General features: G+C 58.3%; 6 protein-coding genes and 1 tRNA gene. 4 read left to right on the top strand and 3 right to left on the bottom strand.

Going from position 1 to position 3,576, the window contains the following annotated elements:
- Positions 1 to 189 (top strand): hypothetical protein (locus VN887_06985; GenBank protein HXT39751.1); only part of this gene is annotated, 189 nt, incomplete at its 5' end.
- Positions 190 to 511: 322 nt separating this feature from the next.
- Here the strand turns inward: VN887_06985 and VN887_06980 are convergent.
- Positions 512 to 694 (bottom strand): hypothetical protein, encoded by a 183-nt coding sequence (locus VN887_06980; GenBank protein ID HXT39750.1) that lies wholly within the window; start codon positions 692 to 694, stop codon positions 512 to 514.
- A 199-nt stretch (positions 695 to 893) separates the two neighbouring features.
- Between VN887_06980 and VN887_06975 the strand changes: the two genes are divergently transcribed.
- A complete protein-coding gene (locus tag VN887_06975; GenBank protein HXT39749.1) occupies positions 894 to 1,187 on the top strand; it encodes a SymE family type I addiction module toxin in 294 nt (97 codons plus the stop codon).
- 167 nt (positions 1,188 to 1,354) lie between these two features.
- Here VN887_06975 and VN887_06970 read toward each other — a convergent pair.
- A tRNA-Phe gene (locus VN887_06970) sits at positions 1,355 to 1,430 on the bottom strand.
- A gap of 72 nt (positions 1,431 to 1,502) precedes the next feature.
- Between VN887_06970 and VN887_06965 the strand changes: the two genes are divergently transcribed.
- Entirely contained in the window at positions 1,503 to 2,555 is a 1,053-nt protein-coding gene (locus VN887_06965; GenBank protein HXT39748.1) for an MBL fold metallo-hydrolase, read from the top strand.
- A gap of 56 nt (positions 2,556 to 2,611) precedes the next feature.
- Here VN887_06965 and VN887_06960 read toward each other — a convergent pair whose 3' ends face one another.
- On the bottom strand, positions 2,612 to 3,385 hold the full coding sequence (locus VN887_06960; GenBank protein ID HXT39747.1) for an N-acetylmuramic acid 6-phosphate etherase: 774 nt from the start codon (positions 3,383 to 3,385) through the stop codon (positions 2,612 to 2,614).
- On the opposite strand from VN887_06960, the gene VN887_06955 reads away from it, so the two are divergent.
- The coding region (locus tag VN887_06955; protein ID HXT39746.1) for a hypothetical protein at positions 3,375 to 3,576 on the top strand (202 nt) is incomplete at its 3' end. The two genes, VN887_06960 and VN887_06955, sit on opposite strands and share 11 nt — an antisense overlap.

The raw sequence follows: 3,576 nt of genomic DNA, 5'->3' as shown, positions 1-3,576 counted from the left end.
GTTTTTCAAGCCGCTGATTTTTGCATTGCATCAGTTTGTAAGCCCTTCGGACTCAACAAAACCGTCATGCAATATGCAACCAATGGTCGTATATTGGAAGCCGATTACAATTCAAACCCTTCAAAACCCCTTGGACCGCATTTGTCCAGAGCCTTTTGCCATCATGCTTCCCATTATGAATGCTATTGATGCAACCCGACGGTTACGAGAAGTGATCCGCCGACAACACAAGGCCGTTTCCACCGCGTCCACTCAGATCCGCAGGAAAACCCAAATGGTGTACGGGCTCTCGGATCGAATAGCGGGGCGTCAAAAGGGGGTGCCGAGGTGTTCGTCGTGCCGCTGGCCCGGAAAAAGAAATTACTTTCATCGCAAACCTCACAGCCGCGGCGCTACCAGGGATTGCGGCGCGTATTTGCGGCGATGGGAACCCGAATAGCACCCGCAAGCTAATCGGCCCCCCTCCCGGTGGCTACCGTGGGGACGGTCGGCGCGGAAAATAAGAGAGTCCTCATTTGCTTGCAGCACTCAGCAGGGCGTCGCGAATCCAATCGGCTTGAGCCTTGCCCGAATCGCGAACCGCGTTGGCAATCTGCCGTTCCTCGTCGGGACGGAACCGCGCGCCCAGCACCCGGCCAAGCGCCTGCTTTCGCGGCAGTCTCGGCCTGCCCATTTTCTTCTTTGCGGTGGTCATGCGACTTGTTGTTAACGGAAACGACTTGACGCTACTCTAGTTTCTGTTATCAGTAAGTCCAGACTGAAATCAAGCGACAGCATGTAAGAATCAATTCTCCAATTTGCTCCTGACCGATAATGCCGCCCAAGCCCCGGTCAAGAGTAACCAAGAACCAGGGCGACCCGTTGTAGCGGGGGGCGGCAAAGAAAGAGTAACCATGAAGGACGCACTACTTCAACCATCCACTGAGGGGCAAGGTTTCTGGCACCGCCAGGCTCGAAAGAATCTCGCCGCCGAATCTCGTGCCATCAGGCCGGCTGAATGGCGCACCCTTAAGATCGAAGCAACGGGCGACTTTGCGGCTGGCAAGATCACGCCCAAGATTCGGTTGACCGGCCAATGGTTGGAGCAGGCTGGATTCAAGCCCGGCCATCGCGTTGAAGTGTGGCTGGACGAGCCGGGGAAGATCACCCTTAGCTTTGCCGAACAGGCGACAGAGGCCACACGCTGAAAACCCTTCTCACGACAAAGCCCCGCCCGGATTCTCGGCGGGGCGGCTCACAGTTGGAAAAGTGGAACAGAAGTGGAACAGAGCAGATTTATTTCAGACATGAATCGAGCCGTTTATGCAGGTAGGAATTTCAGATAACTCTTTGAGTTCGTTCGATGTTATGAAAGTGGTGGCTGGGGACGGAATTGAACCGCCGACACAAGGATTTTCAGTCCTCTGCTCTACCGACTGAGCTACCCAGCCAGCCAAAGGCACTGGATTCAACTTGGCGACTGCCGCTTTGGCAAGGCATATTTAGCCGGCAAAAGGCCGTCCATGAAACGTCTCCTTGTCAAGCTTTCGGCCGTTCTCGCTGCTTCGCTGCCGTTCCTGACGCAGGCCGGCAGGCCGGACAAATCGTTGGATATTTACTGGATCGATTCAGAGGGCGGCGGTTCGACGCTCATTGTCACGCCGGCCGGTGAATCTGTGCTCATCGACTCTGGCAACCCCGGCGGTCGCGATTCCCAGCGCATTCATCACGTCGCGGCGGACGTTGCCGGATTGAAGAAAATCGATTTTCTCATCACCACGCACTTTCACACCGACCATTTTGGCGGTGCCGCCGAACTTTCCAGGTTGATGCCCCTCGGCGTCGTTTACGACAACGGCATCCCCGGACACAATCCCGACGGTGGCGATGACGCGCCGTTTTTCGAACGAATCAAACCGTATCGCGACTTCACGGCCGAAAAGCGCATCGTCATCAAAGCGGGAGAACTGATCCCGCTGCAGCAAGGCGAGGGCGAAGCCCGGCTGGCGCTGCGTTGCCTCGCTGCCAGGCAACAATTCGTCCCGTCCGCCGGCATCGGCACGCCCAACCCTCTTTGCGCGGAGTCAAAGCCAAAACCAGCCGATACTTCCGACAACAGGAACAGCGTCGTCCTGCTGTTGCAATTTGGCTCTTTCGAATTCTTCGACGGTGGTGATTTGACGTGGAACACGGAAGCCGGCCTTGTATGCCCGACGAATCGTGTGGGCGTGGTGGATGTTTACCAGGTGGATCATCATGGACTCGATTTGAGCAACAATCCGCTGTTCATTCGAAGCCTGTCACCCACCGTTTCCGTGATGAACAATGGGCCGAGGAAAGGCTGCGAGCCGGAAACGTTCGCCACCCTGAAATCCGCGCCGTCCATACGCGCCATGTACCAGATGCATCGCAACGTTCGGGCGGGCGAAACGAACAACACCGCGGATGAGTTCATCGCGAACACAGAGGAAAACTGCGCCGGCGCCTACATCAAATTATCCGTTGCGCCCGGAGGCAAATCGTACACCATCACGATTCCGGCCACCCGTCACCAGCAGACATTCCGGACGAAATAAGCCGACGACGACCGCGATGGGATGTCCGGCCGCGACGGCCCGCCGGTCCGGCCAATTCACAAATCACTCCTGCTTCGTTTCAGTCGGCGGAGGGCTTCGGCTATCACCCAACCGGATTCTTCCAATGCCGCTTTCGCCGTGGCGGAGCCAGTACCGGTCAACCCGCGAACAATGCGGACAGCGCGGTCGCGCAACTTAGCGTTGCCCGGATTCAGGTCCACCATGAGGTTGCTGACGACCTTGCCCGACCGCGCCATCGCCACGGTTGTGAAAATGTTCAGGATCAATTTCGTGCCGGTGCCACATTTGAGCCGCGTTGAACCTGTCAGGACTTCAGGACCGACGTCCGGAGCGATGACGAGATGAGGCCGGATGCGCCGCGGCGTCTTCAGGTGTGGATTGAAACACAGGAAAATGGTCTTCGCACCGCGCCGATTCGCCTCGTGGATCGCTCCCCAGACGAACGGAGTCCGACCGCTGGCCGCGATACCCACCACCACGTCCCGGCGGTTCACCCCTCGAAACCGAACCGCCCGCGCGCCAGCGATCGGGTCATCTTCGGCGCCTTCGACGGATTCACGCAACGCGCGCTGTCCGCCGGCAATGATGCCCTGGACCTGTTCCGGCGGCGCCCGAAAAGTCGGAGGGCATTCGCTCGCGTCGAGCACGCCGAGCCGGCCGCTGGATCCGGCCCCGACGTAGAACAGCCGCCCGCCTTGCTTGAATGCGCGCACAATGAATTTCACGGCCCGCTCGATGTTCTTTCGCTCCTTCCAAATTGCCGGGGGAACTCTTCCATCTTCGCGCAACATCAGCTCGATGGCTGCCATAATTGAAGACCGCCCCAGATTCATCGAAAGCGGATTGCGCTTTTCGGTCGGCGAAAGCCTGAGCGAATCCAAGGTTGGCAATTCCACGCCTTTTGTTGCGCGCTTCAAATCTCTCGCGGCCGCCGGTCCGCGCTCCGACCCGGAGGCGGCGTCCCATGGACAGAAATGTTGCCTCGCCAGCTCGACCGCCC

The organism is Candidatus Angelobacter sp. (assembly GCA_035607015.1).
Classification (GTDB): Bacteria; Verrucomicrobiota; Verrucomicrobiia; order Limisphaerales; family AV2; genus AV2.
The sequence above is the reverse complement of the archived record's forward strand: the minus strand, read 5'-3'. Positions and strand labels throughout refer to the sequence as shown.

Coding starts and splice junctions, on each gene's coding strand:
- VN887_06980 (HXT39750.1), bottom strand. CDS start 694: ATGACCACCGCAAAGAAGAAAATGGGCAGGCCGAGACTGCCGCGAAAG.
- VN887_06975 (HXT39749.1), top strand. CDS start 894: ATGAAGGACGCACTACTTCAACCATCCACTGAGGGGCAAGGTTTCTGG.
- VN887_06965 (HXT39748.1), top strand. CDS start 1,503: ATGAAACGTCTCCTTGTCAAGCTTTCGGCCGTTCTCGCTGCTTCGCTG.
- VN887_06960 (HXT39747.1), bottom strand. CDS start 3,385: ATGGCAGCCATCGAGCTGATGTTGCGCGAAGATGGAAGAGTTCCCCCG.